Genomic DNA, 21,906 nt, shown 5'->3' with positions numbered 1-21,906 from the left:
GTCCCATGTCAAACACATCTGAAACACCACCGACAATCATATAAGTACCGGGATGTTTACCACAGGTCACCTTATCCCCTTCACGCGCGGTTGCCCGACCATTAAATGTCATGGTGGGGTCACCGGTAATAATCTGGCCGCCACAAGTGGTCTTGTCACCAACGAGCAAAAAATATCCTATTGCCATCTAATTGCTTCTCCATTGGCTGACCCGTTGGAGAGTGGATCTGACTGAAATCATCATCATGTTTTTATCCTACTTATTCATTAACAGAGATGATGAATAATTCATCAGATTTCACTTAAAAATAATATAGGAATACTCTGAAAATTGCGGATTTTATCATCGAAAATGCATGTAAAAACCCATGTTTTATAACAATTAAAATACATATCATTAACACCAGAGCCAAACAAACGAGAATAAACACGGAAAACACGCAAAATTATCCATGGTTCTTCTGTTGAAAAGGGAAATACGGCTGTAGTATTAAGTTGCCAATAAGTCAGCAATCAATGCAATTTTTAATCAAAAATTAATACAAATTATTACCTTCCCCTTTTGCTTTTTATTTCACTGTCGTTAAGCTATTAACCCGGAATTTGATGTATAGCACTATCGTTTTGAATTAAAAACATTATTACCGCAATTTGGAATATGATTCCTTTATTGCTTTTCCTATTACTTTTTTGGCTTATGCACAGATGAAAACTCGTAGAATGAACGGCATACGGCCGTTTAGTGCTGTTATTGATGCTTGTTGGAAAGAACCATACTCTTTTACCCGTTTAATTAAAGATATTATTGCCGGTATTACTGTCGGTATTATCGCCATCCCACTCGCTATGGCGTTAGCTATCGGGAGTGGTGTTGCCCCGCAATATGGGCTTTATACCGCCGCTATCGCCGGGATTGTTATTGCAATAACTGGCGGTTCTCGCTATAGCGTTTCCGGCCCTACCGCCGCTTTCGTCGTCATTCTCTACCCGGTATCTCAACAATTTGGCCTGAGTGGCTTGCTCATTGCGACGTTGATGTCGGGCATTATCCTGCTGGTAATGGGATTAGCCCGTTTTGGTAAGCTGATAGAATATATCCCGCTACCTGTCACACTGGGTTTTACTTCTGGAATCGCTATCACTATCGCAACCATGCAAATAAAAGATTTTTTTGGTCTGCAACTGGAACATGTACCAGAGAATTATATCAATAAGGTTGCCGCTCTATTTCATGCGCTGCCAACGCTACATCTGAGTGATACGCTGATCGGCCTGACTACCCTTTCAGTTCTCATTTATTGGCCTAAGCTAGGGCTAAAATTACCAGGGCATCTTCCTGCTCTAATCGCAGGATCTGCCGTGATGGGTATAATGAGTTTATTTGGTCAGGATGTGGCTACCATTGGTTCTAAGTTCAGTTATATTCTCAATGATGGCACACAAGGCCAAGGTATCCCGCCAATCCTGCCTCAATTTGTTTTACCGTGGCATTTGCCTGATACGGGTTCCCATAACATTGATATCAATTGGGCGACAGTTTCAGCCCTATTGCCCGCCGCCTTTTCAATGGCCATGTTGGGCGCGATTGAATCGCTGCTCTGTGCCGTCGTTTTGGATGGTATGACAGGCAAAAAACACCATTCAAACAGTGAATTGATTGGCCAGGGATTAGGTAATATTGTCGTCCCCTTCTTCGGAGGCATTACCGCCACCGCAGCAATTGCCCGTTCAGCAGCCAACATCAGAGCCGGTGCAACATCACCAGTTTCAGCCATTGTTCACTCTCTACTGGTTCTACTGACTTTATTAGTCTTGTCCCCTATGCTCTCTTATCTTCCACTCGCCGCTATGTCTGCCCTGTTGCTGATGGTTGCCTGGAGTATGAGTGAAATACATAAAGTTATCGATATGATTCGCCGCGCACCAAGGGATGACATTATTGTGCTGGTGCTCTGTATGTCGCTCACGGTACTGTTTGATATGGTCATCGCAATTACGATTGGTATCGTATTGGCTTCGCTGCTGTTTATGCGCCGAATCGCTAATATGACCCGCATTAGCCAATTATCACAAACAAATACAGGTAACGGCCTGTTGGTTGTTCGGATTAATGGCCCGCTATTCTTCGCTGCGGCTGAACGTATCTTCACAGAATTAAAAGAAGAAAGTGCAGGTTATCAGACTATCCTCATGCAGTGGGATGCCGTTCCTGTACTGGATGCGGGCGGCTTACATGCTTTCCAGCGCTTTATTAATGAAGTGGGAAAAGATAAATATATCGCTGTTTGTGATATTCCATTCCAACCGTTAAAAACGCTAGCCAGAGCCAGAGTTCAACTCATTGAAAATCGCCTTAGCTTCCATGCGACATTGCCACAAGCTATGGAAGAATTACATTTCAATCGCAAAACAGATAATTGAAACCACTTAAAGAGTCGGTTGGTGGATTTTTTTCAAAATAATGGCGCTGTAATCCAGCGCCAGATCTATTAATTATTTGATGCGTTACATCAGAAAGCGACGTTATTTACTGGTATCCAGTTCTGGGAAACCTTTTACCACGTCATCGATGGCTTTCATCTGAATCAGGAATGGCTCCAGTTTTGCCAACGGTAATGCTGATGGGCCATCACATTTTGCATTCGCTGGATCTGGATGAGCTTCAAGGAACAGACCTGCAATACCGACTGCCATTCCGGCACGTGCCAGTTCAGCAACTTGAGCACGACGGCCACCAGATGCAGCACCAAACGGATCACGACATTGCAGTGAATGAGTCACATCAAAAATGACAGGATGTCCCCCGGTTGCCTGAGCCATGACATTGAATCCCAGCATATCCACAACCAAATTGTCGTAACCAAAATTGCTCCCACGGTCACACAAGATCACCTGATCATTGCCACCTTCTTTGAATTTTTCGACAATATTTCCCATCTGGCCTGGGCTGATAAACTGTGGTTTTTTGACATTAATTACCGCGCCAGTGCGAGCCATTGCCTCAACCAGATCCGTTTGACGCGCGAGGAACGCAGGAAGTTGAATCACATCAACCACTTCCGCCACGGGCTGAGCCTGTGCAGGCTCATGAATATCAGTGATAATTTTCACACCGAATTGTTTTTTCAGCTCCTGAAAAATCTTCATTCCCTCTTCCAGACCGGGACCACGGTAAGAGTGAATTGATGATCGGTTTGCTTTATCAAAGGAGGCTTTGAAAACATAAGGAATGCCCAGTTTTTGCGTCACTGTCACATAGTGCTCGCAAATACTCATGGCCAAATCCCGTGATTCAAGGACATTCATACCACCAAAGAGAACAAACGGTAGATCGTTAGCGACCTTGATATCACCAATATTAACCACTTTCTGTTGCATACTTATACCTTCTGTTAAGGACAAATAAATTAACTGGATAAATCAGTGCAGCACAACACATTGCTGCTCAATGGAATATATCTGCATTCTGATCATTTCTGCGACCGGGTCCTCTGGACAGTGTTCCACAAAATAATTCAAATCAGAAACTGCAATATGATTACAATCAAGTTCGGCATAAATCAGCCCTCTATCACGTATTTCATAAGGGTCATCCGGATCAAACATCAGAACAGCTTCACTGGCTTTCAACGCTAATTCCAGCTGCTTTTCTTCCATTAGTACGACTTTTATTATATCCAGTACTTTGAGTACGATATTGATGTTATCAGCTTCCTGTAAATCATCCGCTGCTAATTTAGCAGCTTGACTAATATTACCCTTAAGCCACACATCAAGCATGTATTCACTCAACATTTCACCATTGATTGGATTAATAAACCTTGCCGGTTTATCCGGGCAATCAATACGCAAAATCAACTGTGTTGGAAAAACAACCGGCATCAATGACAGCTCTAAAGCCTGAGCAATATGGATCAGAATTACCCCTAAAATAACCGGCGAACCCTGACGAGAATGCAGTACCTTATCCAGCCACAATGTATCTGACAGACAATAAACCCCACTGGCACCGCCAAATTTCCAACTCTGATAAAAAAGCGCCAGCAGTTTTTCCAATTGTTCTTCTTTATTCATCTGCGGAGATATTTCGCGCCTGGCTTCATCAATCAATGATTGGAGCTGTATCTCCACCAAGTGCTGAGGGAAGTCAGAACGAATGGCTCTTGATATTAACAAGATACCACTACTTAAAGATGCGTTATTAAATTCATAATTAGCTATGGTTTTCATCACTTTTCCACTGGCCCAGTGTTATTCGTTCGTTACCACCATAATCCTGAAAAGTAGCCACTTGCTGATAACCACTCTCAGAAAATAGGCTTCTTACAACGTCTCCCTGTTTCCAACCATGTTCCAATAACAACCATCCATCAGGTAACAAAAAATTACGCGACAGATCAATAATCGTATTTAGATCAGCAGTACCCTGTTTTGCCGCAATTAATGCACTATCTGGCTCAAACCGAACATCTCCCTGAGAAAGATGAGGATCTGCTTCATCTATATAAGGCGGATTACTCACAATCATATCAAACTGTTGATTATTCAACGAAGAGAACCAATTGCTCTGTAGAAAATCCACATTTTGTATTTTCAGTTTTTCAGCATTGCCCTGTGCCAAAGTGACTGCATCAGGATTGATATCAACCCCTGTCACCTGACAGTCAGGGCGTTCACTGGCAATCGCTAACGCAATTGCGCCAGTTCCTGTGCCTAAATCCAGAATACAGCAAGGTGTTAATGATAACCGTTCCAGTGCTTTTTCAACCAGACATTCAGTATCTGGGCGCGGGATCAATGTAGCAGGAGAAACATTCAAAGATAACGACCAGAATTCGCGCTCGCCGGTGATGTAAGCAATGGGTTCACCTTTTGCCCGACGAGCTAATAATATTTCAAGCTGGCTAAACTGTTCCGGGGAGATTTGCGTTTCGCCAAATGCCAGTATATAAGTCCGGGGATGGCGAGTGACAAATCCCAACAAAATTTCTGCATCCCGTTTAGGGCTGTCACTTGCTGATAACTGTATTGTGGCTTGTTTAAGCCAACCCTGATAATCCATCAATCCTGCTCTGATAAAGCTGACAGTTGATCAGCCTGATACTCATTAACAATTGGCTGAATAAGCATATCCAATTTGCCTTCCATCACTTCATCAAGGCGGTACAAAGTCAGGTTAATACGGTGATCTGTCACCCGTCCTTGCGGGAAATTATAAGTACGATTGCGATCTGAGCGATCACCAGAACCCAACAAGTTACGGCGCTCAGAAGCTTCTGCCTCTTGGCGTTTACGAACTTCAGCCGCACGAATACGGGCCGCCAATACAGACATCGCTTTCGCTTTGTTTTTATGCTGTGAACGCTCATCCTGACACTCAACTACAATGCCCGTTGGAATGTGCGTGATACGGATTGCTGAATCTGTGGTGTTTACATGCTGTCCACCCGCACCGGATGAACGGAATGTATCAATCCGCAAATCACTTGGACTGATTTCCGGCAACTCTGCTTCCGGGATCTCCGGCAAAACGGCAACAGTACAAGCAGAAGTGTGAATACGTCCTTGTGATTCTGTTTCTGGTACACGTTGAACACGATGGCCGCCAGATTCAAATTTCAGATGACCATAAACCTGTTCACCAGAAACTTTAGCAATAATTTCTTTATAACCACCGTGCTCACCATCATTGGCGCTCATCACTTCGATTTTCCACCGGCGAGCTTCAGCATAACGACTGTACATACGAAACAGATCCCCGGCGAAAATAGCCGCTTCATCACCACCGGTTCCCGCACGCACTTCGAGAAAGCAGTTACGTTCATCATCAGGATCTTTCGGCAATAACAACAGTTGCAGCTGTTGCTCCAATTCCTCATTACGGGCTTTGGCGTCCTTGATCTCTTCCTGTGCCATTTCTCGCATTTCAGGGTCATCAAGCATCATTTCAGCTGCTTTAAGATCATCCTGAACAGAACGCCAGGTCTTAAAACAAGTCGTCACATCCGTCAGTTGAGCATATTCCCGTGACAATGCACGGAAACGTTCCTGATCAGCAATCACATTGGCATCACCGAGATGAGCCAAAACTTCTTCGTGACGTTCTTGTAATGCTTCCAATTTAGCAACAATAGAAGGCTTCATTCGTGGTTTCAGACCCTATTCAGAGATATGGTTAATTATGTTCCAGCCCAAGGCTGTCGCGTAATAAATTAAGACGCTCCAGGTCACCATCGCTGGCAGCCTGTTGGAGTGATTTGGTAGGAGCATGCATCAAACGGTTCGTCAATTGATGGGTCAATTGATTGATTACCTGCTCGACATTCGCCCCCTGATTGATGGCAGACAACGCTTTAGCTGTCATCTCAGCCCGCATTTGCTCTGCCTGCTCACGATATTCACGGATTGAGTTTACCGCTCCTTGTGAGCGCAACCAGTCCATAAAATAACCGCTTTCCTGCTGAACAATATATTCAGCCTGAACAGCTGCCGCTTTACGCTGTGTAAGATTCTGCTGAATAATTGCTTGTAAATCGTCAACACTGTAAAGATAGACATTATTCAATTTTTCTACATCAGGCTCTATATCGCGGGGAACGGCTATATCAACCAACAACATCGGTTGATTACGACGCAACTTTAATGCACGTTCAACCATACCTTTACCAATAATCGGCAAAGGGCTGGCAGTTGAACTGATGACAATATCGGCTTCGGCTAAGCGTGTATCGATTTCAGACAAAGTAATCACTTCAGCCTGAACTTCATTAGCTAATATCTGCGCCTTCTCTTTCGTCCTGTTAGCAATCATCATATGGTGCACTCGATGCTCTTTCAGATGACGGGCTGCCAGCTCAATGGTTTCCCCCGCACCTACCAGCAAAATATTCAGTTCAGAAAGTGATTCAAAAATCTGCCGAGCCAGCGTACAAGCCGCAAAAGCAACTGAAACCGCATTTGAACCAATACTCGTTTCGGTTCTAACGCGTTTAGCAACAGAAAATGATTTCTGAAACAGTCGCTCCAACTCGCTCGACAAAGAACGACTATGCTGTGACTCAGCAAATGCTTTCTTCACCTGGCCAAGAATCTGAGGTTCCCCAAGCACCAATGAATCCAGCCCACTCGCCACTCTCATCAAGTGACTAACCGCTTCATTATCGTGATGCCAGTAAATACTGGATTTCAAATCTCTGGGATTAAGCTGATGATATTCACATAACCAGTTAATTAACTGTTCATACAGATTATCCTGTTGCTCTACACTGAGGTAAAGCTCTGTACGGTTACAGGTTGACAACACAACGCCCCCCGTCACCAGTGGTTGCTGGAGAAGGTTATCAAGTGCCTCCCCAATCGCATCAGGGGAAAAAGTCACCCGTTCACGCAAAGATACAGGTGCAGTTTTGTGGTTGATACCAAGTGCTAACAAAGTCATATGAACTGCATTGAGTTATCAGCAGAGAGACAATTCATCGTAAAAGTAAAAACGTTTTATTTGATGAAATCATCACCCTTAATAAGGACTCTTCTTAAGCTGTGCATTCTACTTGATACGTCAGGCCAATAAAAGACAATCAGCAATGTCTGATATCATTATTCAGAATATTTTTTCGAAATTTAACTGGATTAATACTTTATTCTTCATTATTAAGTAATGTAGAAATTTTCATGCTGTTAAACCGAGATTGTCGATGAAGCCAATGCAAAAATTATCACTCTTCCGCCTACTACCACTCTCTTGTGTGCTACTCACCGCTTGTACATTAACAACACAGCCGGAAGGAACCGGATCCGCCGATTCTCCTCAGTGGCGAGCACACACACAACAATTACAGCAATTGAATCAATATCAAACCCGTGGATCTTTTGCTTATCTGACTAATGAGAAAAAAGTTTATGCCCGTTTTTTCTGGCATCAATATAATCCAGAACGCTACCGTTTATTGCTGACTAATCCCTTAGGCAGCACTGAATTAGAACTCATCGTTCAGCCCGGTATGACACAGTTAACAGATAATCAAGGCAAAAAATATTTCAGTGATAACCCTGAAGAGATCATTTATCAACTCACCGATATGCATATTCCATTGGATAATCTGCGACATTGGATAACTGGTCTACCCGGTGAAGCAAAAGATTTTAAACTTGATGCTGGCTATTTATTAAAAACCGTCAGTTATCGACACAATGGCGCAACATGGTTAGTTAATTACCAATCCTACGATACTTCAATAATCCCTGCCCTTCCTGACCGGCTTGAACTGACTCAGGGTGATCGCCGCATTAAATTGAAAATGGATAACTGGACCACAAAATAATGACACTGACCTGGCCCTCCCCAGCAAAACTTAACCTATTTCTCTATATCACTGGCCGTTGTGCTGATGGGTATCACCAGTTGCAAACGTTATTTCAGTTTCTTGATTATGGCGATGACATTACGATTACCCCACGTCAAGATAATAAAATTCGTTTACTGACACCAATAGACAGTGTGGAACACGATGACAATCTGATTGTCCGTGCAGCGCATCTATTACAATCCTACAGCCATCAACAAAATACGGGGATTGTTCACAAAGGTGCAGATATCCATATCAACAAACGCTTACCTATGGGCGGTGGATTAGGTGGCGGTTCATCTAATGCCGCTACGGTACTAATTGCATTGAATTATTACTGGCAAACAGGATTCACAGACGAAACACTGGCAACCCTTGGCGTTAGCCTTGGTGCTGACGTACCCGTCTTTATCAGAGGTCACGCGGCATTTGCAGAAGGTATTGGTGAAATCTTACAAATCGCAGAACCGGCAGAAAAATGGTATCTGGTTGCTCACCCTGGTATTGAAATCTCAACCCTGCGCGTCTTCACAGATCCAGAATTAAAACGTGATACACCAATTCGCCCTCTGGCCGCATTATTAAAGGCTCCGTACACAAATGATTGTGAACCTCTTGTAAGAAAACGTTTTCGTGAGGTTGAACAGCTTCTTTCATGGCTGCTAGAATACGCGCCGTCGCGCCTGACCGGAACCGGTGCATGTATATTCGGTGAATTCGAATCAGAAGCATCGGCCCGTAAGGTGTTAAATAAAGCCCCTGAGTGGTTGCAGGGTTTTGTTGCGCGTGGCGTAAACAATTCACCTTTGCATAATTTTCGCTCTGGGATACCCGTGTTATTGAACCAATGAATAAATGTTTTATTTAACATTGGTCAACAATATCTCTCTGGACGCAAGCCTGAGGTTTTTCTCGTGCCCGATATGAAGCTTTTTGCTGGTAACGCTATCCCGGAACTAGCACAACGTGTTGCCAACCGCCTGTACACTAACCTTGGAGATGCTGCTGTCGGTCGTTTCAGCGACGGTGAAGTCAGCGTGCAAATTAACGAAAATGTGCGCGGTGGTGATATTTTCATCATCCAGTCCACTTGTGCACCGACTAACGACAACCTAATGGAACTAGTCGTTATGGTTGATGCACTGCGCCGTGCTTCCGCAGGACGTATTACCGCAGTAATCCCTTATTTCGGTTATGCCCGACAGGACCGCCGCGTCCGTTCAGCCCGTGTGCCTATTACCGCAAAAGTGGTTGCAGACTTTCTGTCCAGTGTCGGCGTAGACCGTGTGCTAACAGTGGATCTGCATGCTGAACAGATTCAAGGTTTCTTTGATGTTCCGGTTGATAACGTATTTGGCAGCCCAATTCTGCTGGAAGATATGTTACAAAAAGAGCTGGAAAACCCTATCGTAGTTTCCCCGGATATTGGCGGGGTCGTGCGCGCTCGTGCCATCGCTAAACTGCTGAACGATACGGATATGGCTATCATTGATAAACGCCGCCCACGCGCTAACGTTTCTCAGGTGATGCACATTATTGGTGATGTCGCTGGCCGCGACTGCGTATTAGTCGATGACATGATCGATACCGGTGGCACACTGTGCAAAGCAGCTGAAGCACTGAAAGAGCGCGGAGCCAAACGTGTATTTGCTTACGCAACTCACCCCATTTTCTCCGGCAACGCAGTGGACAACATCAAAAACTCAGTGATTGATGAAGTGGTTGTCTGTGACACCATTCCTCTGTCTGCTGAGATCAAAGCCTTAAATAAGGTTCGTACTCTGACTTTGTCAGGTATGTTAGCTGAAGCGATCCGCCGCATCAGTAATGAAGAGTCAATCTCTGCGATGTTTGAACACTAAGTTTTACCATAAACATCGCTTATTAAGAAAAAACCCGTTGTACAAAAGCCTCAGCAACGGGTTTTCTGTTTACCTGGAGTCATAATAATACAGCTCCATTTAACACAAGCTATGACTAAACATATTTATACCCTTCATCCTTCAAGTTGCTTCTTTGTTGGCTGCACTCACTCACCCCGGTCACATAGTTATCTATGCTCCCGGGGATTCGCTCCCTTGCCGCCGCGATGCATCTTGAAATCTATTGGGTATATACCCTTCATCCTTCAAGTTGCTGCTTTGTTGGCTGTGTTCACTTACCCCAGTCACATAGCTATCTATGCTCCTGGGGATGCGTTCACTTGCCGCCGCCCTGCAACTTGAAATCTATTGGGTATATTGTTATAGATACCGATGATCATTGCGACGATAACGCTCATCGTAATTTCTCAACCACCAGTAACGATCTGCTATACCTTCCCGACCTCCAACACCGGCACCAGCCAGCCAAACAAGAGCGCCAATAAAGACCCCCAATAAAGCTGCTTCAGATAAAAACTCAGGCCAGCCAAGACTGAAGATATGGGGCAGTAATGTATAAACAAGGCTACTCACTATAGTGAACATCCCGATACCCATTAATACATTACCCACTATGAAGGCACTTTGACGTTTCATATGTCACCTCCAACCCTCTTCGTGAACACTAAGAACCAAAAACTCCAAAGTTAATGCTTACTTGATATATATATCCATATATAGTATAGCCCTATTTTGTCAGAGGTCATTGCGGACGCGATCACAACTAAAAGAGATTTAATAATAATTCCCCAATCATTGTAAGAAATAACATGAAAAAATAATGAGTTAGGTAGCCTGAACTTCAGTTAAAGAGAAATTCAGATTTTTAACTAAATATTGATATATAACAATGATAGTTGTGAAATTCCATCCAGGTTATATATCTTTATTCAATGATGAACCCTGTAATCAGCATCTCAAAAATATTCAGCATCTAATATATACCCGTCATCTTTCAAGTTGCCTCTTTGTTAGCTGCACTCACTCACCCCGGTCACTTAGCGCTCCCGGGGATTCGCTCCCTGGCCGTCGCGATCCATCTTGAAATCCATAGAGTATAGTTATTAGCTTAACATTATCCGTGTTCCATAATATATCCGATCATCCAGGCATCTTATGCCAATAGATGAAGATATTGTTCTTGGCGGTGTATAACGATACGAAGACCCTATATAATCAGAATAAATTCTAAAGCTAAAACATCCATCTTTATCGGTAATTACATTTTTTCCATCATCATCCAGTGATATAAACATTCCCGTAGCTACTAATATGGGTATATTAGGTTCACCTATACCATTTTTATATAAACATCCAGATACAATACCAAATGAACTCAACCAATGTGGGCAGTCAGTGATATCTAACCGATATGGACTAGTGGTGAAGCAAACAATTATAGCCTTTGTAATATTTCCCGATTGTGCCGTTAGTGTCACCTCCCCAACCTTATCAGACCGTATTGAGACCGCTATTTTACCATCTTTATCTGTTACACCCGCAGGCGGAATTACCATTGCTCCATTATCCACATTAAAGATTACTTGTTGGCCTTTAACTCTATTACCAAGATTATCATACACAGTTGCAGTTACTCTATTTTCATCGGCGTCATTAGCCCATGCCTCATTTTTTTCTCGTTCAAGATCAACAGTTGCCACAAATGGAGGAACAGCAGTAAACTCGATCTGGAAAGGAGGGGCTTCTATTTGAGTATCATCTTCCAGGCAAGCATAGACATTTCCTTGACACGGAGTTGAATCAGGAGAAATTATTTCAACTGATGCCTTACCCAGCAACCCTGTATTTTTTATAATTTTACGGTCATTATTCTCTTTAAATACCATCGATTGATTATCTAACGTGAAAATTACATTCACCCCACGCAATAAATAACTATCCTGAATTACATTTACACCGATATCTATCGGTTTATCCGCGGTTTCCTTTTTTTCACTTGATAGCCAATTTAATGTTTTAGCCTCTTTTGGTGCTTGTTCTTCATTCATTTCATTCTCCTGATTTATCACCATCATGCATATTTAAATATGTTATCATCGATTTAAAATTAAAAAATAAAATGATTTCAACTTTATAACATTATACTAATTAACAATATCATTTACGCTAAATAGAAGGAAAATGCTTAAAATTAATAGAAAATTGAATCGACTTATCAATATCGGGTAAACTTATTATCACATTATTTTTTTCTGCGTTGGTATTAGTAATATGGAAAGTTGTACAACCATCCTTACTAATTGCAACTTGTAATTCCCTTTCGTTATCACCATAACCTGAAATTATCGCGGAGCCATCAGTACGAACAAGTAATCTTTTACCGGAATAAACAGTACGGTCCACAATAACATACCCACTGCAAACACTCACACCATCAGCAGGTACTTCAGAGGTAAATGCATAAGCTTTAATAAAATCTCCTCCATCTTTCCACTCACTAAATATCGCCTGACCTACACCCGGTGTTATAGCCCCATCCTCCGCAGAAACAGTACAGCGAAAACTACCCGTTTCCTCAGATTGCAAATGGAAATAAGCCAGACCGAAACTATTGGGGGCAAATTGATATTTTGTATCATCCCCTTCAACAATATTGCCCGACTCAACACTAGCCGATAACCGCTTTCCTGGTGGCCCATAAACCGCAACCAAATTTTTCGACTTTATTCTGGGATATTCATTAGATACCATCGGCGCACCTTCACTAATTGATATCATGACAGACGACATATCCATTAGCGACAATATCACTGAACCTGGAGCAGAAACAGTATTGCCAACCTCATAATACCCGGTTCCCACTCCTTCCTGCCCCAAACAAAGAATATTTTCCGCCGGCACCACTAAAGAAACATAACCCTGCTTAACATCTTCATCACTGACCGTTATTGGTTGTGCATCCCAGGCCGCCCTCGCAATTGGCTCATAGTTGAAATTATATCCTTGCCAGTGGAATATGACGTTATCGCCTTTTTGCATCTGCTTATAACTAATATGCACATTTAATCCATGATGTTGTACAAGAGACGAATAGTGAATAACGCCAGATGTTGCATCTGGATAAACTGATGGTAATAATTTTATCGATGGAGAATTAATAACTTTAATAACAGTCGGTTCAGAGAAATCTTCATTCTCGAAATCATCCGCTGATGTATAAGTCACATTATAGCAACCATCAGGTATTTCAGAGAACGGCATAGTTACAGTAAAAAAATCAAGATTAATATTCTGAACATGATATGGTCGAGAAAAAATTCCCCCAACACTTACCACGATCACATCCCAGATTTCTATATCCTCATAATAAGGTACTTTGATAATTAAATCCTGGTTCTGTTGAACAGAAACATCAATCAAGCCATTATTATCTGCTTGCGGCAATGTTGGCGACGATAAAGGAGTAAGTGTATTGTCGTGATTGGTAATCATATTTCACCTGCCATTGGAATCGGTCTAAACGATAAAACAAAATTGACTATATCTCCTGAATCTGAATCAGGTGCTGTTAGCCAAACATTAACTTTGCCTACTGTGTTGCTGATCACATTCACTGTCGCACTACCATCCTCCTTTAATGGAATATCTGCCCAGTCTTTATTATAACCCTCAATGAGTGCATTATTATTCACTCTTATACGGATTTGATTAATATCATCATTGTTTTTACGGTCAATAAAAAGATATATCGAACAAGGCGTCTTCCCATCTGCCGGAGCGCCAGTAGTATAATTATAGGCGGTAAATACTATAGCTTCATCAGACTGTCGATAATTACCAAAAATAAGCGGAAAAGATATTACCTTATTAATATCTTCTTGTGGGGAAATCATTAAAACAGCCGAAAATTCTTCGCTATTTTCAATATTTTTATGTTCAAACGGAGAACGAACATAAAAATGTCCTTTTCCAGTCTCATCTAACGTCAATATGATCTGATCTAGATTAATGTTGTCGTCTACAATGAAAGCACCGATAGATGTCGTAGCATAGAATTTATGTCCAGGCAGACCATATATAGTCACAATATTTTGAGGGTTAAGATTAGGATAATTGGTTAAATCACTTTTTGCCGCATTTTCTGTGATAATCACACTTGATATGCCGTTATTCATACTGTCACCATTAACTCCATGATTTATTAATTGAAAATACAATGATAACGCTTAATAAAATATTATAGTTACGCAATAAATAAATCGCCAGTTCACAAACAAAGAATATGGCAGGAAGAATGGAAAACGCTCACACATTTCCCATAAACAAATAAAAGCTCAATCAGTTAAATTTATTGTCCAGGTGGAACCGTGTCAATACGTCCAAACCAAATCTTGGAATTCTTTATATTTACGCTATAAGTGACATAAACTAATCCCGGTCCATCACGATATGAGTCTACACCTGTAAAAGGTGCCTGACCTAACAGAATAATAGCCTCTCCTGCCGCCACTTCATCGGCAGTTACCGTATGAGGTTCAAGAGAATAAATTTTTGAAGATGGACTATGATTGACAACACCATTAACGTAAATATGTACATTGATAACACTATCCACATCTATTCCATTGTTTTTACCCACAGCAATATGCGCATCTAGCCCTCCACCTAAAATTTTTGCACGATTAATCTTACCTCGCTGTTTAAGTTCGCTCTGATCTTTATGAGTGAAAATTCTAGGTGCCGCTAATGTACGCCTAATCTCTGGTGGTTGATTCGGTACTGACCTCGTTAAATAAAAATAGAGGGAAGATGATATAGCTACGTTTCCCATTGTATCAGCCACATAATAGTATAATTCATTATCGCCAATATTTGGAATACTGGCATATGGAGCTGAAATAAATGGTATATCTAACTGATTCAGATCAGTAATGACAGTAGATGTACTTTGTATTTCATCATTATCTTCCCTGATCATTAAGAAGATTCTATCTTTCGGTTTAGCACCTTCATAAAATGGGATACTCACATGAAAACCCGTGCTACTATTTCCCTCTGATGGTATTAGTCTATCGCCATCTAACTCTTTAATATCTGGCGTTGCCAGCGTTGGAGCAATATCCTCTGTAATAAACAGAATATTTGACGAAGATTTCCTTGAAAAACCCTGCAACTCTGTAAACATATTGACTGTATAGTTACCTCCCTCTCCCTTACTAGGGAAAACTCTTAAGGCAGCAAAACCTTTACTATTCGTATTAATATAGTATTTACTTTTATTGAGTTCTTGAATAAAAGGAAATATTTCTTCCGTAAGTTTCCTTCCCTCATAACCAAAAATACGTACCATCCTATCAGTTACCAAGGGAATTTGAAAATAAGGCAACGGATCATCTGTTTTATTCAGCGCATAGATATTAACAACGAGGCTGCCGTTAAACTCAGAAGGTTGCTCATCATCCGCTACCGGAGATAAGTCTTTTACCAACGAATCGCCAATAATGATAGGTTCAAACGCGGCATGTGAAAAACCATTTTTATCAATAGGATGAAATGCTATCTCTAATTTAGCATCGGGGTCCGTAGTCTTATCCATTGAAAATATTATGGTGAAATCACCGACGCCAGAATGAGCAGTAACAACAAACTTTGCAGTGCAGATATTATTCTTGACATCCCTTGCAATACGAGAGATTTCATCAAAACTGACATCTTGCTGATCACTGTACACTATATCAGTCGTTTCTGTTACTTTATGAATCTCATCACCTGAATAAGTCACAGTAATGACAACCGGGCACTCTTCTAAAACCGTTATTCCTGAAACAATATCTGCTGTAAGTATCGACATATTAAACCTCATATTAAAGTTAAACACCAAATAATATAGCTCGGCAATAAAGAAATCTTTAGTTCACAAAACAAGCAACATGTCCGGAAAAATGGAAAACGCCTACGCATTTTCCATAAACAGATAAAAGCTCAATCAGTTAAATTTATTGCCCAGATGGAACAGTATTAATATGTCCAAACCAAATCTTAGACTCTTTTTTGCCTACGCTATAAGTGATATAAACCGAGCCTGGCGTACCATCACGATATGAGTCTACACGAGTAAAAGGCGCCTGACCAAGCGGAATAATAGCCTCCCCAGCAGCCACTTCATCGGCAGTTACCGTATGAGGATCAAGAGAATAAAGTCGTGAGGATGGGTTATCATTTACAATACCATTAGCGTAAATACGTACATCAATAACACTATCCACATCTACCCCACTGTTTTGACCCACAGCAATATGAGCATCCAATCCCCCACCTAAAATATATTCAAGATTAATATTACCTGGCCAACCAAACTCCTCCTGCCGTCTATGATTAAAAATTCTAGGTCTCGCTAATATACGCCTAATCTCTGGTGGCTCATTCGGTACTGACCTCGTTAAATCAAAATAGAGGGCAGAAGACATAGTTACATTTCCCACTACATCAGCCACATAATAACATAATTCATTGTCGCCAATATTTGGAACGCTGGCATATGGAACTAAAATAAATGGATTATCCAGCTGATTCAGATCAGTAATGACAGTAGACGCACTTAGCGTTTCGTCATTATCTTCTCTAATTACTAAAAAAATCCTATCTCTCGGTTTAGCACCTTTATAAAATGGGATACTCACATGAAAACCTGTGCTACTATTTCCTACTGATGGCGTTAATCTATTATTTCCATCCAGCTCTTTAATGTCTGGAGCAGGAAGCGCTGGCGCAGTGTCTTCTATAATGAAAAGAATATTTGATGAAGCGTTCTTTAAAAAACCCGGCAATTCTATGAACATATCAACGGTATAATTACCAATCTTCTCCTTACGAGGGAAAACCCTTAAAGCAACAAAACCTTTATCATCCGTATTAATATAGTATTTATTATTATTGATTTCTTTAATAAAAGGCAATATTTCTTCCGTAATGTTTTCTCCATCATACCCAAAAATACGTACTAAATTATCAATTACCAGAGGGATTTGAAAATAGGGTAACGGTTCATTTGTTTTACTCAACGCATAGATATTAATAAGCAGGCTGCCATTCAATTCAGAAGGTCGTTCATCATCAGCTGCCGGAGATAAGTCTTTTACCAACGAATCACCAATAATGATAGGTTCAAACGCTGCATGTGAAAAATCATTTTTATCAATAGAATGAAATACTCTCTCCAATTTAGCATCGGGGTCCGTAGCCTTATCCATTGAAAATGTTATGGTGAAATCACCAGCGTCAGAACCAGCAGTAACAACAAATTTTGCAGTACAGGTATTATTCTCGACATCTCTTGAAATACGAGGGGTCTCATCAAAACGGGTATTTTCTGGGTGACTGTACATTATGTCAGTCGTTTCCGTTACTTTATGTGCATCATCACCTGAATAAGTCACAGTAATGACAACCGGGCACGCTTCTAAAACCGTTATTCCTGAAACGATATCTGTTGTAAGTGTCGACATATGAAACCTCAATTAAAGTTAAACACCAATAAGTAACAAACACTTAATTTTCTGTCAAAATAATGCGTTTATACAACGATGCTTACTATTTATTACCCTATTATCTCCTTCCTGTTTGTCACACAAATAAATATTTACTTTAGCTATTAATGTAATAGCAATAAACCCACTACTCATAACATAAGCTTTATATCCAAGTATATCCTATATAATCACAATATATCTGTGGTTAAGATTACAGTAATTGTTAAATCACTTTTCGCCATATTGACCATTATTCATACTGCCACCATTAATTCCGTGATTCATTGGTTGAAAGTAAAATGACAACACTTAATAAAATATTATAGCTTGGTAATGAAGAATAGCCAGTTCATCAATAAGAAATATGTTCAGAAAAATGGAAAATGCATGAGCATTTTCCAATAAACAGTTAAAAGCTCAATCAGTTAAATTTATCTCCTAGGTGGAACAGTATCAATATGTCCAAACCAAATCTTAGATTCTTTTTTGCCTACGCTGTAAGTGATATAAACCAAGCCTGGCGTACCATCATCATATGAATCTATATTAGTAAAAAACGCCTGACCAAGCGGAATAATAGTCTCTCCTGCCGCCACTTCGTCGGCAGTTACCGTATGAGGATCAATAGAATAAATTTTCGAAGATGGATTATCATTTACAATACCATTAATGTAAATACATAACTTAATAACACTATTTACCTCTATTTCATTGTTTTTACCCACAGCGATATGGGCATCCAGTCCTCCACCTAAAATATACTTAAAACTAATCTTACCTGGCCAGCCAAATTCCTTCTGTCGTTTATGATTAAAAATTCTAGGTCTCGCTAATATACGCACAATCTCTGGTGGCTTATTCGGTACTGATTTCGTCAAATCAAAATGGAGAGCAGATGACATAGTTATATTTCCTATTGTATCAGCCACATAATAATATAATTCATTACTACCAATATTTGGAATACTGGCATATGGAACTAGAATAGATGGTATATCCAACTGACTCAGATCAGTAATGACAGCGGACGCACTTGGCGTTTCATCATTATCTTCCCTGATCATTAAGAAAATTTTATCTTTAGGTCTAGCATCCTCATAGAACGGGATACTCACATGAAAACCTGTACTGCTATATCCTGTTGATGGCGTTAATCTATCACCGTCCAGCTCTTCTATATCTGGCATCACAAGCGTTGGAGCAATGTCTTCTGTAATAAACAGAATATTTGATGAAGGTTTCCTTGAAAAACCCTGCAATTCAGTGAACATATTAACTGCATAGTTCCCATCTTCCTCCTGACTGGGAAAAATCTTTAAGGCAACAAAACCTTTATCATCTGTATTAATATAGTATTTATTATTATTTAGTTCTTGAATAAAAGGAAATATTTCTTCCGTAATTTGTTCCCTATAATACCCAAAAATACGTACTAATTTATCCGTTACCAAGGGAATTTGAAAATAGGGTAATGGATCATTTGTTTTACTCAACGCATATAGATTAACGAAGAGGTTGCCATTAAACTCAGAAGGCTCCTCATTATCTGCTGCCGGAGATAAATCTTTTATCAGCGAATCACCAATAATGATAGGTTCAAATGCTGCATGTGAAAAACCATTTTTATCAATAGAATGAAATGAAATTTCTAATTTAGCATCAGGGTCCGTAGCCTTATCTATTGAAAATTCTATGGTAAAATCACCAGCGCCAGAAGCAGCAGTAACAACAAATTTTGCAGTACAGGTATTTTTCTCAACATCTCTTGAAATACGAGGAATTTTATCAAAATAGGTATTTTTGGGGGTACTGTGCACTATGTCAGTCGTTTCCGTTACTTTATGAGTATCATCGCCTGAATAAGTCACAGTGATAACAACTGGACACTCCTCTAAAACCGTTATTCCTGAAATTATATCTGCTGTAAGTGTCGACATATTAAACCTCATATTAAAGTTAAACACCAATCAGTAACAAACACTTAATTTTCTATCAAAATAATGCGTTTATACAACGATGCTTACTCTCTATTACCTCCTTCCTGTTTGTCACATAAATAAATTATTCACTTTAACCATTACTGTAATAGCAATATATTCTTTATCCAAAAGATATCGTAAAATAGGATACGGTGCTTCCTCCTCACATTCAAAAAACTAAGTCGGAAACTATCAGCATATGAGTCCATATATGAAAAAAGCGACTGACCAAGCTGAATAACACTTATTCTAACCTCCGTATCTTCCTTAGACTCATGTATGAGAATCAATAGTAATAAATACTTATACCTGTTATCTTTCAAGTTGCCTCTTTGTTGGCTGCACTCACTCACCCCGGTCACATAGTTATCTATGCTCCCGGGGATTCGCTCCCTTGCCGTCGCGATGCATCTTGAAATCTATTTGGTATAAATCTAACTCCGCTCCCATAATACCATTAGCGTAAACACTTACATTAATAACATCATCTACATTGATTTCAACTTCCAGCCCTACAACATAAGCATCCAAGTCCCTTCCTTGAATAATCAAATAATTGATTTTCCCTCACTGTTCAAGTTCTAAATAATCTTGATGAGTAAAAATTCCAGCTACAGCTAATGCACAAGAAACTTCTGTGATCGTTCATTAGGGACTGGATCGATTCAAATAACGAGAAGATAGCATGGCTACATTTTCACTATAAGTCACAGTAATGACAATTGGGCACGCTTCTAAAACCGTTATTCCTGAAACTATATCTGCTGTAAGTGCTAACATATTAAACTTCATATTAGAATTAAACACCAATCAGTAACAAACACCTAATTTTCTATCAAAATAGTGCGCTTCAACAATAATGCTCACTACCTATTATTTCCTTTCTACTCTTCACATAAAACTACATAAGCCACTGCATCTAGATCGTTATTATCCAGCAAATGAGCCTGAATTTTCTCTTGTCCTGCTATATACAACCCTCCCATTGTTATTCTTTTATTAACTAGCCCTGTATTTGGATTACCTAACAAACCTTTTTTCATAAGATTTAAATTCAAATCATTAACCAGATAATCAATTGAGCTACCAAGATCACTCTCCTTTATCCTATTTCCTCTTGTACAACGAGGTAAAGGTTTACTCTGGTCAATACGACTATTCAGGTCAGGGTAACCAACCCCCGGCCCTATCGGGTTAGAATCAACAATTACAAAGTGGTTAATTTTCACATCGGGAATAACATATTTTAAATACCGACCAGATTCTGGGTGTGTAAACGTTGCAGTTAATGTAACCATTCCTGCTTTTTTAACTTGAAAACTCTCTCCATCAACATCAATTACGTTCCTATTACTTGAGTCATATACTCCAATATAACCACCAGATACTCCTATTTTTCCATGCAAATACTCAGGTTTAAACTTCATTTTTGGCCAAGCAAAATTCATTCTTTCTTTTGGAACCGAGTTCCCAGGTTGTTCTGCATGTGCATGGTCCTGGTGATAATCCTCTATAAAGAAGTTAGCAACATCCTGCTCATTAGCCTTAATTTCCACTGTTTTATTCTTAGAACCAACAGATGAATCATTCACTTTGGCCGTTACCATAACAGCAACAAACCCGCCACTTTTACTATATACCTGATATTGCGCTTTCCCATCAGCATCTGTTTTACCATCACCCACTACCTGAGTAACCAAGTTTTTATCAGTAATGGTAACCCCCTCACTATTTGTTGCACTCCAAGCCACCGCAACACCACTTTTCGCCTGCCCGGAAAAATCTTTTACTGTGGCAGTGAAGGTGTAAGTATGTTCCGCTCCTTCTCCTTCTGTTACGTGATCTGGACTAACAGTAAGAGAAGCAAGCTCATCAGGGCTGATAAAACTGACTTTTTTATCCGCATTCATTGGCGTCTGCTGAGTAGCCGTTTTTGCAGATACTTGCACATCAATCGCTACCACTGTACTGGTTAAGGTCGCCGTGACCTGTCCCTGCGCGTTACTCACCGAGTTGCCCTGTTTCATCAGTTTTAATCCGTCAACCGTCGGCTCTGTCTGCCAGTCAATCTCAATCGGTTTATCCACCACCAGATTGCCATATGCATCTTCCACTGTCGCCGTGAAGGTGTAAGTATCAGTGCCTCCGTTGTAGAGCGGACCATCTTTGT

18 protein-coding genes and 1 pseudogene are annotated in these 21,906 nt (G+C 40.5%); 4 read left to right on the top strand and 15 right to left on the bottom strand.

Going from position 1 to position 21,906, the window contains the following annotated elements; genetic code table 11:
- On the bottom strand, nt 1–187 hold a 187-nt coding region (locus BO26_RS16345), incomplete at its 3' end, for a PAAR domain-containing protein (protein ID WP_036773296.1).
- Nucleotides 188–705: 518 nt separating this feature from the next.
- Between BO26_RS16345 and dauA the strand changes: the two genes are divergently transcribed.
- Nucleotides 706–2,421: a C4-dicarboxylic acid transporter DauA gene (gene dauA, locus BO26_RS16340; RefSeq protein ID WP_036773294.1), complete on the top strand. Its 1,716-nt coding sequence runs from the start codon at nt 706–708 to the stop codon at nt 2,419–2,421.
- Between the two features lie 102 nt (nt 2,422–2,523).
- Here the strand turns inward: dauA and kdsA are convergent, their stop codons facing one another.
- The 5 genes from kdsA to hemA are packed head-to-tail and all read right to left on the bottom strand — an operon-like array spanning nt 2,524 to nt 7,438.
- Nucleotides 2,524–3,378, bottom strand: a complete 855-nt coding sequence (kdsA, locus tag BO26_RS16335) for a 3-deoxy-8-phosphooctulonate synthase (protein ID WP_036773292.1) — start codon at nt 3,376–3,378, stop codon at nt 2,524–2,526.
- A gap of 42 nt (nt 3,379–3,420) precedes the next feature.
- On the bottom strand, nt 3,421–4,230 hold the full coding sequence (gene sirB1, locus BO26_RS16330; RefSeq protein ID WP_036773291.1) for an invasion regulator SirB1: 810 nt from the start codon (nt 4,228–4,230) through the stop codon (nt 3,421–3,423).
- On the bottom strand, nt 4,214–5,062 hold the full coding sequence (prmC, locus tag BO26_RS16325; protein ID WP_036773288.1) for a peptide chain release factor N(5)-glutamine methyltransferase: 849 nt from the start codon (nt 5,060–5,062) through the stop codon (nt 4,214–4,216). Before prmC ends, sirB1 begins: the two co-directional genes overlap by 17 nt.
- The gene (prfA, locus tag BO26_RS16320) at nt 5,062–6,144 is read right to left on the bottom strand and encodes a peptide chain release factor 1 (RefSeq protein ID WP_036773287.1); all 1,083 of its coding nucleotides are present in this window, start codon (nt 6,142–6,144) and stop codon (nt 5,062–5,064) included. Before prfA ends, prmC begins: the two co-directional genes overlap by 1 nt.
- 31 nt (nt 6,145–6,175) lie before the next feature.
- On the bottom strand, nt 6,176–7,438 hold the full coding sequence (hemA, locus tag BO26_RS16315) for a glutamyl-tRNA reductase (protein WP_036773285.1): 1,263 nt from the start codon (nt 7,436–7,438) through the stop codon (nt 6,176–6,178).
- Between the two features lie 256 nt (nt 7,439–7,694).
- Here hemA and lolB point away from each other — a divergent pair, with 256 nt between their 5' ends.
- The 3 genes from lolB (at nt 7,695) to prs (ending at nt 10,207) form a co-directional block, all read left to right on the top strand.
- On the top strand, nt 7,695–8,321 hold the full coding sequence (gene lolB, locus BO26_RS16310; protein ID WP_081861929.1) for a lipoprotein insertase outer membrane protein LolB: 627 nt from the start codon (nt 7,695–7,697) through the stop codon (nt 8,319–8,321).
- Nucleotides 8,321–9,196 carry a 4-(cytidine 5'-diphospho)-2-C-methyl-D-erythritol kinase gene (gene ispE, locus BO26_RS16305; protein WP_036773284.1) on the top strand — a complete coding sequence of 292 codons (876 nt, stop codon included), beginning with the start codon at nt 8,321–8,323 and terminating at the stop codon, nt 9,194–9,196. Before lolB ends, ispE begins: the two co-directional genes overlap by 1 nt.
- A gap of 63 nt (nt 9,197–9,259) precedes the next feature.
- A complete protein-coding gene (gene prs / locus BO26_RS16300; RefSeq protein WP_015834664.1) occupies nt 9,260–10,207 on the top strand; it encodes a ribose-phosphate diphosphokinase in 948 nt (315 codons plus the stop codon).
- A gap of 381 nt (nt 10,208–10,588) precedes the next feature.
- On the opposite strand, the gene ychH is transcribed toward prs, so the two are convergent.
- The 9 genes and pseudogenes from ychH to BO26_RS16260 all read right to left on the bottom strand — a co-directional run.
- Complete coding sequence (gene ychH / locus BO26_RS16295; protein ID WP_036773282.1) at nt 10,589–10,864, bottom strand: stress-induced protein YchH; 276 nt, start codon at nt 10,862–10,864, stop codon at nt 10,589–10,591.
- A gap of 467 nt (nt 10,865–11,331) precedes the next feature.
- Nucleotides 11,332–12,276 (bottom strand): Ig-like domain-containing protein, encoded by a 945-nt coding sequence (locus BO26_RS16290; RefSeq protein WP_036773281.1) that lies wholly within the window; start codon nt 12,274–12,276, stop codon nt 11,332–11,334.
- A 118-nt stretch (nt 12,277–12,394) separates the two neighbouring features.
- Nucleotides 12,395–13,720, bottom strand: coding sequence for a hypothetical protein (locus BO26_RS16285; RefSeq protein WP_036773278.1), 1,326 nt, complete (start codon nt 13,718–13,720; stop codon nt 12,395–12,397).
- Complete coding sequence (locus BO26_RS16280) at nt 13,717–14,403, bottom strand: hypothetical protein (RefSeq protein ID WP_036773276.1); 687 nt, start codon at nt 14,401–14,403, stop codon at nt 13,717–13,719. Before BO26_RS16280 ends, BO26_RS16285 begins: the two co-directional genes overlap by 4 nt.
- A gap of 173 nt (nt 14,404–14,576) precedes the next feature.
- Nucleotides 14,577–16,079: a hypothetical protein gene (locus BO26_RS16275; RefSeq protein ID WP_036773274.1), complete on the bottom strand. Its 1,503-nt coding sequence runs from the start codon at nt 16,077–16,079 to the stop codon at nt 14,577–14,579.
- Between the two features lie 145 nt (nt 16,080–16,224).
- Entirely contained in the window at nt 16,225–17,733 is a 1,509-nt protein-coding gene (locus BO26_RS16270) for a hypothetical protein (protein WP_036773273.1), read from the bottom strand.
- 455 nt (nt 17,734–18,188) lie between these two features.
- Complete coding sequence (locus tag BO26_RS16265) at nt 18,189–19,694, bottom strand: hypothetical protein (protein WP_036773270.1); 1,506 nt, start codon at nt 19,692–19,694, stop codon at nt 18,189–18,191.
- Between the two features lie 408 nt (nt 19,695–20,102).
- A complete protein-coding gene (locus BO26_RS23545; RefSeq protein ID WP_157835572.1) occupies nt 20,103–20,267 on the bottom strand; it encodes a hypothetical protein in 165 nt (54 codons plus the stop codon).
- A gap of 353 nt (nt 20,268–20,620) precedes the next feature.
- A pseudogene (locus tag BO26_RS16260) lies at nt 20,621–21,906 on the bottom strand (Ig-like domain-containing protein); the annotation flags it as partial.

Source organism: Photorhabdus australis DSM 17609 (assembly GCF_000711895.1).
Lineage (GTDB): Bacteria > Pseudomonadota > Gammaproteobacteria > Enterobacterales > Enterobacteriaceae > Photorhabdus > Photorhabdus australis.
The sequence above is the reverse complement of the archived record's forward strand: the minus strand, read 5'-3'. Positions and strand labels throughout refer to the sequence as shown.

What these genes read in the sequence shown, in the direction of transcription:
- sirB1 (WP_036773291.1), bottom strand. Translation starts at nt 4,230, where the DNA reads ATGAAAACCATAGCTAATTATGAATTTAATAACGCATCTTTAAGTAGT.
- BO26_RS16270 (WP_036773273.1), bottom strand. Translation starts at nt 17,733, where the DNA reads ATGTCGACACTTACAACAGATATCGTTTCAGGAATAACGGTTTTAGAA.
- BO26_RS16290 (WP_036773281.1), bottom strand. Translation starts at nt 12,276, where the DNA reads ATGAATGAAGAACAAGCACCAAAAGAGGCTAAAACATTAAATTGGCTA.
- BO26_RS16265 (WP_036773270.1), bottom strand. Translation starts at nt 19,694, where the DNA reads ATGTCGACACTTACAGCAGATATAATTTCAGGAATAACGGTTTTAGAG.
- BO26_RS16275 (WP_036773274.1), bottom strand. Translation starts at nt 16,079, where the DNA reads ATGTCGATACTTACAGCAGATATTGTTTCAGGAATAACGGTTTTAGAA.
- lolB (WP_081861929.1), top strand. Translation starts at nt 7,695, where the DNA reads ATGAAGCCAATGCAAAAATTATCACTCTTCCGCCTACTACCACTCTCT.
- BO26_RS16285 (WP_036773278.1), bottom strand. Translation starts at nt 13,720, where the DNA reads ATGATTACCAATCACGACAATACACTTACTCCTTTATCGTCGCCAACA.
- hemA (WP_036773285.1), bottom strand. Translation starts at nt 7,438, where the DNA reads ATGACTTTGTTAGCACTTGGTATCAACCACAAAACTGCACCTGTATCT.
- kdsA (WP_036773292.1), bottom strand. Translation starts at nt 3,378, where the DNA reads ATGCAACAGAAAGTGGTTAATATTGGTGATATCAAGGTCGCTAACGAT.
- prfA (WP_036773287.1), bottom strand. Translation starts at nt 6,144, where the DNA reads ATGAAGCCTTCTATTGTTGCTAAATTGGAAGCATTACAAGAACGTCAC.
- ychH (WP_036773282.1), bottom strand. Translation starts at nt 10,864, where the DNA reads ATGAAACGTCAAAGTGCCTTCATAGTGGGTAATGTATTAATGGGTATC.
- BO26_RS16280 (WP_036773276.1), bottom strand. Translation starts at nt 14,403, where the DNA reads ATGAATAACGGCATATCAAGTGTGATTATCACAGAAAATGCGGCAAAA.
- dauA (WP_036773294.1), top strand. Translation starts at nt 706, where the DNA reads ATGAAAACTCGTAGAATGAACGGCATACGGCCGTTTAGTGCTGTTATT.
- prmC (WP_036773288.1), bottom strand. Translation starts at nt 5,062, where the DNA reads ATGGATTATCAGGGTTGGCTTAAACAAGCCACAATACAGTTATCAGCA.
- ispE (WP_036773284.1), top strand. Translation starts at nt 8,321, where the DNA reads ATGACACTGACCTGGCCCTCCCCAGCAAAACTTAACCTATTTCTCTAT.